Here is a 14,513-nt window from a genome sequence, read left to right as displayed (position 1 = left end):
TCGTCCACCCGTCAGGCCGCCTCCCCGTCAGGCCGCGTCGTCGTCCAGTCTCGTGAGGACGGCGCTCAGCGCGCGGGCGCGGTCGCTGTTCTCCGGGACCCGTGAGACGCAGGCGCGAAGGCGCCGGGCGGTGGCCAGCTCGACCCGGCCCGCCCCGATGGTGTCGATCACCGCGCCGACCGCGTGGAAGGCCCAGTACTGGTTGAAGGGGACGTTCTCCTCGGCGGCCGCCTCCACCAGTGCTCTGAGGTACTGCGGCCCCGGTATCGCGTACAGGCGCGCGTATGCGGTCAGGCGCGTCCCGCTGTCGTCCGAGGCGAGCGCTGCGTGCGGATCCATGTCGGCCAGGTGCGGGGTGAGCCTGACCAGCTCGGCGAAGATCTGCTCCTGGCGGTGGGTCCGGCCGGGACCGGAGGGTTCGGTTCGCCTCAGCTCGTTGAACTCGTGGGCGAGCTGTGCGGCCCGCTCCGCCGGTGAGGCACCTGTCGTGTCCTCGCTCACCGAGGTCACCAGGGCGACCCGGGCCTGCCGGGCCGCGTCGTCGGCCGCTTGCCGGATTTCCTCCGTACGCTGCTCGGTTGCGTCGATCCGCTCTTCCAGCCTGTGGTACTGGAGCTTGGTCCCGCCGGGGAGTTCGATGCTCTCGAAGAGGTCGCCCAGCCACGGCACGACCGCGATGGCGGCGAGCGCCAGGGTCGTGCCGTCGATCTTCACATCGGGCCTGACGACGTGGACCACGCCGATTCCCATGGCCGCGAGCGAAATCACGGACGCGATCAGCCGCTTGCGCCGAGCTGCGGCCGCGGTCGCGGTCGCGACACCTGGGTTTTCCGGTTCGGACATGGCGCAAGCATGACAGAGGCGCGGAGGCCCGGGTCTGGCAGGAGCGCCGCCCGACCATCGGCGCGAGGCAGTCTGCCGGCGGTCCGACCACACGTTGCCGCACCCGTACGGGTCGATGGCCGTGTCCGCGCGGCCCGTCGGCCGGTTAGGGGGGAAAAGCACGCCTCGTGGTGGGCCCGTCCACCGGACCCACGGCGGGGGCCGCTTTGGCTCACCACTCAGACCCATATCTTGCAGGAGACCCCCATGAAGAAGACCACGGCCGTCATCACCGCCACCGGCGCCATCCTCCTCGCCGGCGCGGGCATCGCCTCCGCCGACGCCGGCGCCAGCGGCGCGGCCATCGGCTCTCCCGGCGTGGCCTCCGGCAACGCCGTCCAGGTCCCGGTCCACATCCCCGTCAACGTGTGCGGCAACAGCGTCAACGTCATCGGGCTGCTCAACCCGGCCTTCGGCAACACCTGCGTCAACGCCTGACCTGACCCCACACCGCAACACACCGCAACACACCGCGGAACCCTGCCGGTTCCCCGTGTGACCACGTGGGCGCGGCCCCGGATTCCTCCCCGGCGGCCGCGCCCACGCTGCCGTACGGTCGAATCCAGTTCCCGAGGAGGAGGACTTCTGATGCGCACCGTGACCTACTCAATGGGTGTCTCCCTCGACGGCTACATCGTCGGTCCGGACGGCGGGTTCGACTGGACGGCGCCCGACCCGGACGTCTTCCGCTTCTGGATCGACGAGATCCGCCAGGTCGGCGTCCACCTGATGGGCCGGCGGCTGTACGAGACGATGCTGTACTGGGAGACCGCCGACCAGGATCCGTCGCTCGGCGCCGCCGAGCTGGAGTGGGCCTCGCTCTGGAACCCGCTGCCGAAGGTGGTGTTCTCCACGACGCTGTCGACGGTGCAGGGCCATGCCCGTCTGGCCTCCGGGGGCCTGGCGGAGGAGATCGCGCGGTTGCGTGCCGAGCCCGCGGAGGGCGACATCGCGATCGGCGGGGCGACCCTCGCTGCAGAGGCGTCCGCGTCGGGGCTGATCGACGAGTACCAGGTGATCGTCCATCCCGTACTGGTCGGCGGTGGTATTCCGTTCTTCGCCCGGAACGAGCGCCGGGTGGATCTCGAACTCGTCGAGACCCGCACCTTCAACTCGAAGTTCGTCTACCTCCGCTACCGCGTTGCGCGCGAGGCCGCCCTCTAGGGCTTCATCGGCAAGAGCCCGGGCAACGGGAAGGCCCTGCCGCGGCGGTGACGCCGCGGCAGGGCCCTGTGGGGTACGCCGGTCAGGACGGGGAGGAGGCCCCCTCGTCGAGAGCGACGACCAGCGGATCCGATTCCTCCGCCAGATAGTCGTGCCCCGGGTACTCCGGGGGGAGGTGCCCGGTCGCGTCACCGTCCTCGGGGAAGCCCTCGATGTAGGGGGCAAGGTAGGCCAGGGCCTCCGCGCCGCCCCGCACCTCCAGGGGCTCACCGTCCGCGAGGACGGAGATGGAGATCACCGCTTCGGCGGCGTCCGCCTGCCGGAAGACGACGCGCGCCCGCTGCCCGTGGTGTCGTAGACGTACTCGGTCGTCTGCGAGCCTCGGTGGCCTTCGCGAGGTGCCCCTCGATGTCCCATTCCAGGTTCTGGGTGTTGCCCTGGACGGTCCGCGGGCGGGTGTTGCCGATCTCGTCGTAGGTGTAGGGCTCGGCCCGCGACGCCGGGACCGGCGGTGTCGACCTTCGCGCCCGGCTGGGCGGCGCAGTCGTCGGTCGCCGTCCAGGCGTCCGACGTACGGCGCACGTAGTCGTAGGCGAAGCACTGCGCGTCGGTGGCCACACCTTGGGCGTGGCCGGAGCTTCGGTGTCACCCGCCGCCGGAGCGGTGAGCATCCCGGCGCGGCGGCCGTCACGGGCGGTGCGCCGAGTCCTGTGACGAGCGGGCTGACGGCCAGGGCTGGTACCGATCAGCCGAGCGATCGTCTGCGCCGCCTGCCCCCTACCGTACGAATTGGGATTTGGCAAAGTCGATTTCGTGGAGAGTCACACGCGAAAGCAATCTACACGCTGTTTCGACAACGACCCAAAAAGTAACAGCGAGGAGTGCGTCACACTTTATGGCCCCTGTTACCGCAGGTTTCCACACGTCTTTGAGCAAACCAAGGACGGGCAAAGGCGGACTCCAAGTCATCGGAATCGGAATTTCCTCTTCCGCTTTATTTTCGGCGCATCCCACGTGAGAAGCTCACCCGGTCCGATTCGAGCCATCCGCGCGCAGGAACCGTTCCCGGAGCGCGCGGGACGACTTCAAGGAACACCCGTGAGACCACCCCTGGCGCGGCTCCGCGCCATCGGCCAGCCACGCCTACGGGCATCGGCGCTGGTCACCACCGTGGCCCTGACTGCCGGCCTGCTGGCCACGGCACCCACCGCCGTGGCGGCCGGTGCCCACGGCGCGGCTGCCCGCAGTCAGGATCCCGCCGCCCGGACCGACGCCGAAAGGGCGGCCGCAGAGGCCAAGCGGACCGGCAAGCCGGTCGAGATCGTGAGCGGGCGCACCGAGACCGACGACGTGTGGGCCAACCCTGACGGGACCAAAACGGCCAATCGCTCGCTGGTGCCCGTCCGGGTCCGCAAGGGCGGAAAGCTGATTCCGGTCGACACCACGCTGGAGCGCGGCCGCGACGGACGTATCGCACCTAAAGCAACGGCAATGGGCCTGACCTTCTCCGGCGGCGGCGAGGCTCCGCTGGCGGTGATGTCGGAAAACGGCCGTGATGTGTCCCTGTCCTGGCCCAAGCCGCTTCCCGAGCCGAAGCTGGAGGGCGACAGCGCCGTCTACCCCGAGGTCCTCCCCGGAGTCGACCTGCGCGTCAGCGCGACCGTCGACAGCTTCTCCCACGCCCTGATCGTCAAGTCCCGGGAGGCGGCGTCCAATCCGGCCCTCACGCAGCTCGACTTCGGCCTCAAGGCCAAGGGGCTGACCGTACGCGCCGAGGCCGACGGCCAGCTGCGCGCACTGGACCCGAACGGCCAGACCGTGTTCGGCTCGGCGAAGCCTCAGATGTGGGACGCGGGCGGGCAGAAGACCGCCGACCCGCAGGCCCAGCCGCAGACGCAGCCCCAGCCCCAGTCCGCCGAAGGCGCCGCCCCGGCGAGCCCGTCGGCCAAGGCGCCGCGCCAGGCCTCGGCTCCGGCCGCCGCTGCACTCGCGGCCGCTGCACCGGCAGCCGAGGCCCCCAAGGCATCCGCCGCCCCGGTCGAGGGCGTCACCACCGGCGCCAAGCAGGCCGACCTCGGCATCCGGCTCTCCGGGTCCACGCTCACGCTGACCCCGGACCAGAGCCTGCTGCGGGCCCCGGACACCACGTACCCCGTCGTGATCGACCCGACCTGGGACGCCTGGAAGCAGGCCTGGACGATCGCGTACAAGCACAACGCGTTCCCGTCCTCGCCGAACACCAACTACTGGAACGGCGGCACGCTCAGCAAGGACGCCCGCGTCGGCTGCGCCAAGGACGCCGCCAACGGCAACGCGGTGATCTGCGCCAAGACCTTCTTCCAGGTCGGCATGACCGACTACTGGGACAAGCAGATCATCGAGTCGACCCTGCGCATCAAGCAGAAGTCGGCGGGCTCCTGGAGCTGCAAGTCCGGTGACATCCAGGTCTGGGACACCGGCACCATCTCCAAGTCCACCACCTGGAACAACCAGCCCAGCTGGGTCCGGATGGTCGACGCGACCGGCCAGTCCTACGGCGGGCGCAACTGCCCCGGTGACGGCGACCTGATCGAGCTGAACGTGAAGTCGGCCGTAGCCATGGCCGCCCAGAAGCACTGGGGCAACTGGACGTTCGGCCTGAAGGCGGCCAAGGACACCGTCGACGTCTCCTGGCGCAAGCTGGACCCGAACAGCGCCCAGATCTCGGTCACCTTCAACACCATCCCTGAGAAGGTGACCGAGCGGTCCACCGATCCCTCCGTCCCCTGCACCGGCGGCATCATCGGGACCACCGACCAGGTCGTCCTGCGGGCCCGCGTGAAGGACAAGGACAAGACGGACGTCGGCCTCTGGGCCGAGTTCCACTACTGGAAGGAAGGCGCCTCGACCCCCACCAAGGTCGAAAGGGCGGTCAGCAACGGCAACGTGGCCCAGCTGCCCATACCCGCGACCGGGCTCGACGGCACCTACCGCTGGGACGTCCGGGCCCTGGACAAGGTCGGCGCCCCCGGCCCCTGGGCCGGCCAGTGCACCTTCACGATCGACCGCACCCGGCCGGACAAGACCCCGTCCGTGAAGTCCGGCCAGTTCCCCGAGAACGAGGACGACCCCGAGAAGACGGGCTTCGCCCGCACCGAGGGCGTCTTCACCCTGGGCGCCAACGGCGTGAAGGACGTCACCTCATTCGAGTGGTGGACCGACTCCAACCCCAAGGTCAACAAGATCGCGCCGACCACCCAGGGCGGCTCGGTCGACGTCAAGTACACGCCGACCACCGCCGGTCCGCAGCGGCTCTTCGTCCGCAGTCTGGACGCCTCCGGCAACCGGTCGAACCTGAAGGAATACCTCTTCTACGCCAAGCGCCTGGCCACCCGTGACAAGCACGGCGACCTCAACGGCGACGGCACCGTCGACATCTGGAGCGTCGACCCGGGCGCCGGCACCCTGTGGCTGCACCCGGGCAAGGGCGACGGCACCTTCGACCTGTCCCGCCAGCTCGACCAGGGTTCCTTCGCCGACGCCACCTCGCTGGCGCACCGCGGCAGCTGGAACGAGGACTACTACGAGGACCTCGTGGTCCTGCGGCCCAGCCCCGACGGCTCGCGCAAGAACCTGTACGTCTACCCGAACAAGGGCGACGGCGATCTGGAAACCACGGACGCCAACCGTCTTGAACTAGAAGTCGGCAACCCCGACGCGGACGACCACTGGGCCAACGCCGACCAGGTCGTCTCCATCGGCAGCGTCAACGACGACAACGGCGACGGCCGCACCGACGACAATGACCAGCCCGACCTGCTGGTCAAGTCCGGCGACCAGCTGTGGCTGTACCTCGGATCCGCGGTCGGCTTCCTCGACGCGTTCGGCGAGCCCGTCACGCTCGGCAACGCCGACTGGAAGAACATGACGATCATGGCGCCCGGCGACCTCAACGGCGACCAGCTGCCCGAGGTCTGGGCCCGCGACACCGTCACCGGCAAGATCCACCAGTACACCAGCCGCCGCACCACGGAGCCCGGCGCGACCACCGTCGCCGACCTCGCGGTCTTCGGCGAGCCCTCAGCCCGCGAGAGTGAGATCGCCACCGGGTTCACCGGCGCCGCGTACCCGCACCTGTCCAGCAACGGCGACTTCGAGAACGACGGCTTCGCGGACCTGTGGTCCCGCGGCGGCGACGGCCGGATCACCGAGTTCCCGGGCCGGGCCCCGTCCGCGGGCTCCGCCTTCGCGGCGGGCCGTCCGCTGGTCCTCGGCGGCACCTCGTGGTCCGAGTGCCAGGCCTTCACCTCGACGGCCACCGGCACGCACACGCTGTGCGGCCCGATCCTGTCCAAGTTCCTGGCCAAGGGCGGCACGTCGCTCGGCTACCCGACGACCGACGTCCTCGTCCCCGCCGACGGCGTGGGCCGGTACGTGAACCTCCGCGGCCCGGGCGCGACCAGTGACAACGGCTCCATCTACTGGCACCCGAGCAGCGGTGCCTGGGTCGTGTGGGGCGCCATCCGGGCCAAGTGGCTCAGCATGGGCGCCGAGAAGTCCATCATGGGCTATCCCGTCTCCGACGAGGCCAAGAACTTCGACGGCGCGGGCTACAACTCCACCTTCTCCTCCACCGCCGGCGGCAAGGGCGGCATCTACTGGTCCGCCGAGACCGGCGCCTGGTCCGTCCACGGATCGATCTTCAACAAGTACGCCTCGCTCGGCGGCCCGGCCAGTTTCCTCGGCTATCCGACCACGGACGAGACGAACGTGGGCGATGGCGGCGTGGCCCGCTTCAACCACTTCCGCAAGCGCTCCGACACCGCCGACACCGGCTCCGTCTACTGGACCAAGGCCAGCGGCGCCTGGTCGGTGTTCGGTTCGATCCGCAAGAAGTGGATCGCGCTGGGTGGAGAGAAGAGCGCCCTCGGGTACCCCACCTCCGACGAGTACGAGGTCGCGGGCGGCCCCCGGGAGGACTTCGAGAAGGGCTACATCCGCCACAACCGCACCACCGGCAGCACCGTCGAGCACCAGCCCGCCGACCGGACCGCACACCTGCGGACCGACCTGTCGGGCGACTTCAACGGGGACGGCCGCAGCGACCTGGCCACCGTGTACGACTACGGCGACGACACCACCGCGCTGTGGGTCTTCGACGCCCTGCCGGGCGGCGGCTTCTCGGAGCCGACGGTCCGCTGGACCAGCGCGAAGGGCAGCTTCTCCACCGGCCGGGCGAAGTGGGTCGCGGGCGACTTCAACGGTGACGGCCGGGCCGACATCGGCGCCTGGTACGGGTACGAGGACGGCAGCACCGCGCTGTGGAACTTCGTCTCCAACACCACGGGCACCTTCACCCCGGTGAAGAGCATCACCGTCGCCAAGGGCGTGTACACCTGGGCCAAGTCCCAGCCCCTGGCGGGTGACTTCAACGGCGACAAGCGGGCCGACCTCGCCCTGATCCAGGACTACGGCAACGGCGACATGGGCGCCCACACGTGGACGTCGAAGGGCGACAACACCTTCAACGCCTCCGTCGCGAGCTGGCGCACGGGCACCGGCAAGTGGTGGATCGACTACGCCACCTTCCGCGTCGGCGACATGAACGGCGACAGCCGCGACGACTTCCTGGCCATGTACGGTTACGCCTCCTACGGCACGGCCCTGTTCACCGGACTCGCCCAGCCGAACGGCGGCTTCGCCGCCCCGGTGAAGCACTGGGCGAAGCCCGCCGGGGTCTGGGAGTACGCGAAGACGAAGATCACCGTAGGCGACTACGACGGCGACAAGCGCGCCGACGTCGCCTTGATGTACGACCACGGTGACGGTCACTCCTCGCTGGACACCCTGCTCGGCAAGGCCGACGGCACGGTCGGCGAGAACGTCCGCAGCTGGGACACGCCGGAGGGGTACTGGTACGGCACCAGCGCTGCCCTGCCGGTCTCGGGCGACACCGACGGTGACGGCCGGGAGGACGTCGGCATCGTGTACAACTACGCGAGCGGCGCCGCCAGCACCTTCACGTTCAAGAGCCGCGCGGACGGCGGTTTCGAGAACGGCCTCCAGAGCTGGCAGTCCCTGCCCGGCACCTGGTGACCCGGCCGGCTCCCCGCCGATAGCCCCAAGGCCCCGCACCTTCCCCGAAGGTGCGGGGCCTCTCCGTACCCGGGACACGACCGCGGACCGAGCCGCCCGAGGGGACTACCTGTCATGACACCGGACAGCATTGAACGCGTTCAATTAGGTGGGGTAGGGTGACGCCGGATCAAGGGAAACCCCCTGGCCGAGCACAGCTCCAGCGTCACGAACCTCCGCGGGAAGTACAGGTACGAAACGAGGCACGAGGAATGACGACGGGAGCGTGGCTGCGCCTCTCTTCGCAGCGCTACGTCCTGACCGCACTGCTCGGCTGGGCCATCGCGGTGGCGATTCTGCCGCGCGCCGACGACCCCTTCGGTGAGGTGTTCGTCGCGGGCATGGGACTGGGGCTGATCGGGGTGCCGCTCCTCACGATCGCCACCATGTTCGTGATCATCCTGTTGGCCGACAGGCGATTCGAACCGCCCGACGGCGGCATTCAGCGGATCCGGGGTGGCTGGATGGTCGCGCTCCCGCTGCTCCTGCCACTGCCCGTAGGCCTGCTCATGCCGTTGTCGTACCTGGTCATGGTGGGTACGCAGCTCGTCTTCGTCTTCTGGGTGCTGCCCCGTCAGGATGCCCACGACACAGCCGATGTGCTCGTCTCGCTCTCCGACCCGACAGTCTCCACCGAGCAGCGGGTCCGGATTGCACGGGCGGTCGCCGGACTGCGCTCCAGGCAGGTCATGGAGGCCTTGGCGGACGCCGCCACCGACGAACAGCGGGAGGTCTCCGAAGCCGCCCTGGAGACGCTGTGCACCATCTGGCAGCGTGACCGCGTCGTCGCCGAGGACTTGCTGCTGAGACTTCGCCCGAACGACCAGGACCGGATCCGCGCCCTGGAAGTCCGGATCCGCAGCCCCTGGTGAGAGCGGCACTACGCGACGGCCGACCGTAGGGCCACGCGGAAATCAGGGACGTCAGCCGGGAAGGGGCGGTCGTCGGCCGGTTCTCGGTGCCGCCGGGGCGCGTGGCAGGGGGGCCGTGCCGCGTTTCACTGGAAGGTGCCGGGAGGTGCCGCACCAGGCTCCGGGAGGTTCCGTGAACACGCACACGCCGCCCCGTTTCGACCCCACCCGCGTCCCCCACCTGCTGGGCCCCTTCGCGCCGGTGACCGAGGAGGTCGACGTCGCCGAGCTGGAGGTGACGGGCCGGATCCCGGCCGCGCTGGACGGCCTGTACCTGCGCAACGGGCCCAATCCCCGCTTCACGCCGATCGGCTCGTACCTGTACCCCATCGACGGCGACGGCATGCTGCACGGGGTGTGGCTCTCGGAAGGCCGCGCCCGCTATCGCAACCGGTTCGTACGCACCCCCGCCCTGGAGGCCGAGGAGCGGGCCGGGCGGGCCCTGTGGGAGGGCTGGAGTCGATGATCATGCCGGATGCCGCGCAGGTCGGACCGGAGCTCGCCGGCACCTTCCGGGACCTGCCCGACATCAACGTCGTACGGCACGGGGGCCGGCTGCTGGCGCTCGCCGAGTCGGCCTGCCCGTACCGGATCGGCGCCGGGCTGGAGACGCTGGGCCGCGAGGACTTCGACGGGAGCCTGCCGGCGGGGATCACCGCCCACCCCAAGATCGACCCGGTCACGGGCGAGATGGTCGTCTTCTGTTACGGCCTGGAGCCGCCCTACCTGACCTGGTCGGTCATCGGCCGCGACGGCGTAGTCACCCACGGTCCCACGCCCGTCGAGGGCGTGGACGAGCCGATGATGATCCACGACATGGCGTTGACCGGCCGCTACGCCGTCCTGGTCCTCGCGCCCGCCTTCTTCGACCTGGACGCCGCCATGGCGGGCGAATCGTTCCTGGCCTGGCGGCCCGAGCGGGGTACCCGTGTGGTCCTGATCCCGCGCGACGGCGGGCCTCCGCGCTGGGCGGCCGACGAGGCCTTCTGGCTGTGGCACACCGTGAACGCGTACGACGACGGCCCGGGCGCGGACGCCCCGGTGGTGCTGGACTACGTGCAGTGGAGCCGGCTGACCGTCGGGGACGCACCGGGGGCGGCGCAGGACCCGGTCAGCGGCGGTCTGGCACGGGCGCGCATCGACCCCCGGGCGGGCACCATGACCCGCACCCTGCTGGACGACGCCCGGGTGGAGTTCCCCCGCATCAACGACCGCCTCATCGGCCGGCGCCATCGGTACACCGCACTGGCCACGTCGACCGGCCGGTCGGACCTGCTGGCCGGCGAGTACGACGCGGTGCGCTTCCACGACGCGCTGACGGGGGGCGCGAGGGTCTGGGACGCCGGAGACCTGTCGGTCGGAGAGCCGGTCTTCGCTCCCGAGCCGGGTACCGACTCCGAGGAGCGCGGCTACTGGCTCACCTTCGCCACCGACCGCACCGACGGGGCGAGCTGGTTCCTGGTCGTCCCCGCCGAGGACCCGGCCTCCGGGCCGGTGGCGCGCGCCCGCGTCCCCGTCCGGGTCCCGCTCGGCCTGCACGGCTGCTGGCTGCCCACCGAAGGGGACTGAGCTGCGGAGACGCTGGCAGCCCATGGAACAATGCCTTCAGCCACAGGCTCAGGGGGATGACGCCGTATGGAACGGGTTGGGGATGCACGGGAACTCGTGCTTGGTTACGTCGACGCTCTGAACGCAGTTGACGAGGCCACGCGGGCGGCAATCCCGTCGCTTGAGCGACTCGCAGATGTCGTCGGCTTGGTCCGCTCGCGCCGTATCCTCAGCCGCAGTGGGCGCATCGGCACCTACTCCTACACGGTGCATGGGGCAGGGTGCCGCTTCGTCGGCGACAACGGCACCGAGGTCGACGTCGACTTCGCAGCTGACGGGAGCGAAATCTTCGACCTCTGGCGGCTGCGCCGGTACGGGCTGAGCCTGCCGGAGCCTCTTGACGTCACGGAGCAGGACCTGCGGACAGCGGCACGGTCCTTGCAATCACTTCTGACCGAGGTGCGACCGGGGTGGTTCAGCGCAGCCAATTGATCGCGTCAGGAAGAGGTGCGCAGGCGGCGCAGGCATATGAGGCTGCAGGCCAGTTCGAGCAGGCCCTGGTGGAGATCGGCGCGTCGCTCGTAGCGGGTGCGGAGCCGTTTGAACTGGTGCAGCCAGGCGAAGGCGCGCTCGACCACCCAGCGCACCTTGCCCAGTCCGGGACCATGAGCGAAGCCGCGTCGCGCGATGAACGGCTTGATGCCCCGCTTCCACAGCAGGCGGCGGCACTTGTCGAAGTCGTAGCCTCGGTCGGCATACAGTCGCTGAGGCTTGCGGCGGGGACGCCCCCGCGGACCCCGGATCGACGGGACGGCGTCGGTGGTGCTTGGAGCCGGGACGGGCGCGGTCGACGGGCGAGGGCCCGACCTGATCCCCCCTCTGAGGGCCCGGAGGTGCGTGCCGTCTAAGGAGCAGTCGTCCAGGTCCAGCAGGCCGGCGCGGCGAAGTTCGGTCAGCAGGGCGGCGTGCAGGCGCCGCCAGACGCTGGCCTCGGTCCGTTCTCGCCGCCGGCGCCAGGCAGTCACCCCGGAACAACCCACCGTCTCCGCAGGGACATCACGCCATGCGACGCCTGGCCGCAGCACATACATGGTGCCGACGAGTGCCACTCGGTCGGGAACGCGTAGCCGCCTGGGGTGGCGATGGCGCCGTTCGGGAGCAGGCGGCAGCAGCGGGGCCACCCGCTCCCACAGGTCGTCGGGAACCAGACCAACGCGCACTCTTGACCCCCTGCGGACCAAGACCGTCGGGTACAAGACCAGCGGCTCAACTCATTCTGAAACGATCAGTTATCCGGCTGCGTGGAGGCGGGTGGCCGCCGTCTCGGCCTCCCGCACCACTTCGCCCGTGTCGATGTCGACCAGTCGGCCACCGAATTTCAGCGGGCGTCCGTCCACGAACACGGAGTCGATGTTCTCGGGCCGGCCGTTGAAGACGATCTGGCCGACCCACTCGAAGCGGGGCGCGAAGTTCAGGGCCGCCGGGTCGATGACGATCACGTCAGCCCGCTTGCCGGGAGTCAGGGAGCCCACCCGGTCGGCGATGCCGATGGCCTCGGCGCCGCCCAGAGTGGCCATCCGCAGGACGTCCTGCACCTGCGGGAAGACCCCCGCGTCCATGGCATGGGAGCGTTGCAGGCCGATGGCCGTCTTCATCAGGGCCTGGAAGTCGGAGGTGTCGTTGGTGCCGCCGTCCAGCCCGAGGCCGACCTTGACGCCCCGTCGTCTGAACTCCGAGAGCCTCATGACGCCGGATCCCAGACGCATGTTGCTCAACGGGCAGTGGACCGCACGCGCGTCGTGGTCCGCGAGAGCGGCGATCTCCTCGTCGGTCAGGTGGATCGCGTGGTTGACCAGGAGCCGCGGCCCCAGCGCCCCGATGTCGGCGAGGACCCCGACGGGGTCGTCGGCGCGCTGCTCGGGGCGTTCCAGGACATGGGAGTTGAGCATGACTCCCATGTCCTGGGCGGCCTCCCAGTGCGCGCGGTTGAGGTACTGGGCCGACCGCGCCGCGTGCGTGGCGACCTGGAAGGAACCGAGGGGTACCGGGTCCACGAGTTCCTTCTTCACCTTCGTGAGCAGGGCCCCATCGGGCTTGGGCGGGTACATCGCGTAGGTGAACCGCACCCCGCTGCCGGCCAGTGCCCGTACGTAGCTCTCGACGAGGTCGTAGGCGAAGATGTCCACCCAGTCCACGAGGGTGGTCACGCCCGACTGGACGGCGTCGAGGGCGGCCAGGCGTACGAAACTGTGGAGCGCCGCAGGGGTCAGCCGGCCGCGCGCGGGGTCGGTACAACGCTCGAACCAGCCGAACAGGTCACCGTCGGTACAGCCGCCGCGGATCGCGGCCTGCCAGAGGTGTGTGTGGGTGTCGACGAAGCCCGGCATGACCAGCTTGCCCGAGGTGTCCACCACCGAGGCGCCGGGCGGGGCATGGAGCGCCTTGCCCACGGAGGCGATGGCTCCGTTCCGCATCAGGACGTCGGCGTTCTCCACCGGGCCGAGGGGGCCGCTGCCTAAGGCGGGGTCCATGGTGAGCACCAGGGCGGCGCCCCGGAGCAGGACCGTACGGCTGACCGGAACGGGGCGGTGGGCGAGGCCGTTACGGGGGGCGGAGCGGGCGGTGGCACCGAGGAGGAGCGGGGCGGCGGCGGCCGCGCCGAGGCCGGTGAGGAGATCGCGGCGGCTGCGGGCCGGCGGCGGAGTGGGGTTCGACTGCATGGCGTGGTACCTCCCGAGAGCTCAGAACGGAAGGCCCGCCCGGACGACGCGGTGACGGCGCGTCGAGCAGATGCGGGAGATTACACCCAGCATTCCCAGCCGACGGGCCTTCCATAGGCGTCTGCGGAAAACATTTTCCATTCCGGCCGTGTTCCGGTCCCGTCGCCTGCCCGACCGCCGCCCGCGTCCCTCGTCTACGACGGGTGCGCCTTGGTGAGGGTGCAGACGCCGTCCGCGCACCGGCGCTCCAGCCGGCCTCGGGAGATGGTCTGCGCGAGACCCACCAACCAGCAGGTGGGACAGCCCCGGAAGGCGACCAGGGCCAGGGGGGCCGCCAGCAGGGAAGCCGGTCCGAGGGTGGGTACCGAGGCGATCGAGCCGATGATCAACCCCAATCCGATGGCACCGCGCGCCAGGTGGCGCGGGACGGACGTGCTGGCGAAGTTCCTCCCGGCCGCTACGGATGAGGCGCACGGTGCGATGGGCCGGCCCTGCGCGCCTTGAGTGCTGTTCCTGCGCACGGGGTTCGCTGTGTTCACTGTGTTCACTGTGTTCACTGTGTTGCGTCCCTTTCGGCTGACGGGTCGACGGATCGGTCGGACGCGGGGGCGGTCGTCCGCTCGGTCGTCGCCAGTGCGTGGCGCAGTGCCGCACGTGCTCGGTGCAGCCGCGATTTCATCGCGGCGCCGCTCAGACCGAGCGAATGGGCCACGGTCCTGCCCGGCAGACCCTGTAGGTCCCGCATGATCAGTACCTGCCGCTGGTCGCGGGGAAGGGCGCCGACCGCGGCCGCGACCCTCTCCACCTCCAGCCTGCGCAGCACCGCGTCCTCGGCGGACGGCTCCGCCGGGGCCTCCGGAACGGTCGACGCCCCGTCGCCGCGCGAGACGAGCAGTCCGACCTGCCGCAGGCATTCGTTGCGCACGATCCGGAACATCCACGAGGCGAGGGCGCCCGTGGCCCGCAGGGTGCCGATCTTCCTGTAGAGGATGATCAGCGCCTCCTGCGCCGCGTCCTCCGCGTCCTGCGGCGAGGCGCACAGCGACAGCGCGAACTTGCGCACATGCGGCTGCGATTCCACCACGACGGTGGTGAGCGAGGTGACGTCGCCGTCCTGAGCGGCCTTGATCAGCCGCTCGTCCGGCCAGGTGTGGCGTGGGTTCATCTGTTCCTC

General features: G+C 70.2%; 10 protein-coding genes and 2 pseudogenes. 6 read left to right on the top strand and 6 right to left on the bottom strand.

The window, feature by feature from the left end:
- Nucleotides 1-27: 27 nt before the first annotated feature.
- A complete protein-coding gene (locus CP980_RS32915; RefSeq protein ID WP_150529847.1) occupies nucleotides 28-843 on the bottom strand; it encodes a hypothetical protein in 816 nt (271 codons plus the stop codon).
- Between the two features lie 246 nt (nucleotides 844-1,089).
- Between CP980_RS32915 and CP980_RS32910 the strand changes: the two genes are divergently transcribed.
- Together CP980_RS32910 and CP980_RS32905 are read left to right on the top strand one after the other, a co-directional pair.
- Nucleotides 1,090-1,320 (top strand): chaplin, encoded by a 231-nt coding sequence (locus CP980_RS32910; RefSeq protein WP_132761049.1) that lies wholly within the window; start codon nucleotides 1,090-1,092, stop codon nucleotides 1,318-1,320.
- Nucleotides 1,321-1,470: 150 nt separating this feature from the next.
- A complete protein-coding gene (locus CP980_RS32905) occupies nucleotides 1,471-2,046 on the top strand; it encodes a dihydrofolate reductase family protein (protein WP_150529846.1) in 576 nt (191 codons plus the stop codon).
- Between the two features lie 82 nt (nucleotides 2,047-2,128).
- On the opposite strand, the gene CP980_RS32900 is transcribed toward CP980_RS32905, so the two are convergent.
- Nucleotides 2,129-2,344: an Imm32 family immunity protein gene (locus tag CP980_RS32900; protein WP_150529845.1), complete on the bottom strand. Its 216-nt coding sequence runs from the start codon at nucleotides 2,342-2,344 to the stop codon at nucleotides 2,129-2,131.
- Nucleotides 2,345-3,144: 800 nt separating this feature from the next.
- Between CP980_RS32900 and CP980_RS32895 the strand changes: the two genes are divergently transcribed.
- The 4 genes and pseudogenes from CP980_RS32895 to CP980_RS32880 all read left to right on the top strand — a co-directional run bounded on the left by CP980_RS32895 (nucleotide 3,145) and on the right by CP980_RS32880 (nucleotide 11,111).
- Nucleotides 3,145-8,121: an FG-GAP-like repeat-containing protein gene (locus CP980_RS32895; protein ID WP_150529844.1), complete on the top strand. Its 4,977-nt coding sequence runs from the start codon at nucleotides 3,145-3,147 to the stop codon at nucleotides 8,119-8,121.
- 251 nt (nucleotides 8,122-8,372) lie between these two features.
- Nucleotides 8,373-9,032 (top strand): hypothetical protein, encoded by a 660-nt coding sequence (locus CP980_RS32890; protein ID WP_150529843.1) that lies wholly within the window; start codon nucleotides 8,373-8,375, stop codon nucleotides 9,030-9,032.
- 172 nt (nucleotides 9,033-9,204) lie between these two features.
- Nucleotides 9,205-10,640 (top strand): annotated as a pseudogene (locus CP980_RS32885) (carotenoid oxygenase family protein).
- A 66-nt stretch (nucleotides 10,641-10,706) separates the two neighbouring features.
- Nucleotides 10,707-11,111, top strand: a complete 405-nt coding sequence (locus CP980_RS32880; RefSeq protein WP_150529842.1) for a DUF6896 domain-containing protein — start codon at nucleotides 10,707-10,709, stop codon at nucleotides 11,109-11,111.
- 5 nt (nucleotides 11,112-11,116) lie between these two features.
- On the opposite strand, the pseudogene CP980_RS32875 reads toward CP980_RS32880, so the two are convergent.
- The 4 genes and pseudogenes from CP980_RS32875 to CP980_RS32860 form a co-directional block, all read right to left on the bottom strand.
- A pseudogene (locus CP980_RS32875) lies at nucleotides 11,117-11,839 on the bottom strand (transposase).
- 69 nt (nucleotides 11,840-11,908) lie between these two features.
- Entirely contained in the window at nucleotides 11,909-13,339 is a 1,431-nt protein-coding gene (locus CP980_RS32870) for an amidohydrolase family protein (protein WP_229907357.1), read from the bottom strand.
- Nucleotides 13,340-13,533: 194 nt separating this feature from the next.
- Nucleotides 13,534-13,821, bottom strand: coding sequence for a hypothetical protein (locus CP980_RS32865; protein ID WP_150530445.1), 288 nt, complete (start codon nucleotides 13,819-13,821; stop codon nucleotides 13,534-13,536).
- A 71-nt stretch (nucleotides 13,822-13,892) separates the two neighbouring features.
- Complete coding sequence (locus CP980_RS32860; protein WP_150529841.1) at nucleotides 13,893-14,504, bottom strand: RNA polymerase sigma factor; 612 nt, start codon at nucleotides 14,502-14,504, stop codon at nucleotides 13,893-13,895.
- Between the last annotated feature and the right edge of the window lie 9 nt (nucleotides 14,505-14,513).

The organism is Streptomyces vinaceus (genome assembly GCF_008704935.1).
Taxonomy (GTDB): domain Bacteria; phylum Actinomycetota; class Actinomycetes; order Streptomycetales; family Streptomycetaceae; genus Streptomyces; species Streptomyces vinaceus.
Note: the sequence above shows the minus strand (reverse complement) of the source record. Positions and strands in the feature narration are given on the sequence as shown.

Excerpts from the sequence above, each read along its gene's own strand:
- CP980_RS32915 (WP_150529847.1), bottom strand. The coding sequence starts at position 843 with ATGTCCGAACCGGAAAACCCAGGTGTCGCGACCGCGACCGCGGCCGCA.
- CP980_RS32910 (WP_132761049.1), top strand. The coding sequence starts at position 1,090 with ATGAAGAAGACCACGGCCGTCATCACCGCCACCGGCGCCATCCTCCTC.
- CP980_RS32905 (WP_150529846.1), top strand. The coding sequence starts at position 1,471 with ATGCGCACCGTGACCTACTCAATGGGTGTCTCCCTCGACGGCTACATC.
- CP980_RS32890 (WP_150529843.1), top strand. The coding sequence starts at position 8,373 with ATGACGACGGGAGCGTGGCTGCGCCTCTCTTCGCAGCGCTACGTCCTG.
- CP980_RS32880 (WP_150529842.1), top strand. The coding sequence starts at position 10,707 with ATGGAACGGGTTGGGGATGCACGGGAACTCGTGCTTGGTTACGTCGAC.
- CP980_RS32870 (WP_229907357.1), bottom strand. The coding sequence starts at position 13,339 with ATGCAGTCGAACCCCACTCCGCCGCCGGCCCGCAGCCGCCGCGATCTC.
- CP980_RS32860 (WP_150529841.1), bottom strand. The coding sequence starts at position 14,504 with ATGAACCCACGCCACACCTGGCCGGACGAGCGGCTGATCAAGGCCGCT.